At 44.7% G+C, this 1,369-nt stretch carries 2 protein-coding genes; both read left to right on the top strand.

Annotation, left to right across the window (positions count from 1 at the left end):
- Window positions 1–343: DUF3326 domain-containing protein (locus IQ264_RS32445; RefSeq protein WP_193986893.1), on the top strand; the 343-nt coding region annotated here is incomplete at its 5' end.
- On the top strand, window positions 309–911 hold the full coding sequence (locus IQ264_RS32440) for a CPBP family intramembrane glutamic endopeptidase (protein ID WP_193986891.1): 603 nt from the start codon (window positions 309–311) through the stop codon (window positions 909–911). The genes IQ264_RS32445 and IQ264_RS32440, both read left to right, overlap by 35 nt.
- Window positions 912–1,369 lie beyond the last annotated feature (458 nt).

Here is a 1,369-nt window from a genome sequence, read left to right as displayed (position 1 = left end):
CCCCCCCACCTCTTTCTCCCAGTCCCCAGCAGACATTTGGGCTAACCAAGTAGATGCAGTAGTCATACCCGCTACGGCTTGTGGTGGTAGTGCTATACTTAGTTTCAGCCAATTGGGGGTGCAAATCATTGCTGTTGCAGAAAACCAAACCCAGATCCAAGTCCCTCCAGAACCGCTGGGCATGAAAGTATTGCGAGTAAACTCATATTTAGAGGCACTGGGCGTTTTAGTCGCCCATAAAGCAGGTATTAGTCCATCTGCTCTCACCCCAGCTATCTCGTCCATTCGTAGTCTTGAAAAAAAAACTGGTGAAAGATCCATTACCGAACGAACCGGAAATTGAACCCTTGACGCGCTCCCAACTCCTAGTAGCTATGGGAGTAACAGCTGTAATCTTGCTCGTAGTTGCTAAACTATGGCTGCAACTAGGGTCTGTTTCCCTTTTATCTATCAAACTAACAGGGTTAGACGCTCTCTTAGGCGTAGGTCTAGGCTGCTTAATTACTGGCGCAAGTTCTCTAGTCTATCGCCTGTGGCCTGCTTATCGCAAAAGTGCAGATATATATTTGAATTTGGTGCTAAAACCCTTATTTTGGCCTGATTTAATTTGGCTGGGATTACTGCCCGGTTTAAGTGAAGAGTTATTGTTTCGCGGCGTAATGTTGCCTGCTTTGGGTTTAGATACTTCTGGCTTAGTGGTGTCTAGCCTTTGTTTTGGCATTCTCCATTTAAGTGGCTGGGAACAGTGGCCTTACGCAATTTGGGCAACAGTGGTAGGGTTACTTTTAGGTTTCTGTGCCCTTTCCACAGGCAATTTGTTGGTGCCGATCGTCGCTCACATCTTTACTAATCTACTTTCTAGTTTCCTGTGGAAGCTAGACAAGGGGGGAGCCTCGAATTCGCTCAACTGAGCAACATTTATCGCTTAATCCAGGGTGTAGGGAATGACACCTCACCCCGGATTTACAAATTTGTGGTTTATTAGAATTTAAGAAAACTTGTTAGAGGTAAAAATAACCTAAATATTACTCTAGTAGGTTTTTTATTACAGGTGCTTTTTTGGGCGTTTACCTTGAAAATAAAAAACGCCCGAAACTTGGGGGCGTCAATCATCAGGGTGCATCTACATTTATTAGTTTAGCTTACTGAGGGGTTTCACCCCTCACCCCCCCTCGAAATTTTACAAAACTTAATATTTATCTTGCAGAAGCAGGGCACAAGGGACTGGGGAGATGGGGGAATGGGCAGGGCTAATTCATGGTCATCAAATAAAATTAACTGGATGGGGGGACAAGGGGACAAGGAGACAAGGGGACAAGGGGAAAGATGATTTTTCCGTTGTTTGCATTATCTCTCCTTCACAAATCAA

Origin of the sequence: [Phormidium] sp. LEGE 05292 (assembly GCF_015207735.1) — a bacterium.
GTDB lineage: Bacteria > Cyanobacteriota > Cyanobacteriia > Cyanobacteriales > Aerosakkonemataceae > Floridanema.
This window is presented reverse-complemented; position numbering and strand designations above follow the sequence as displayed.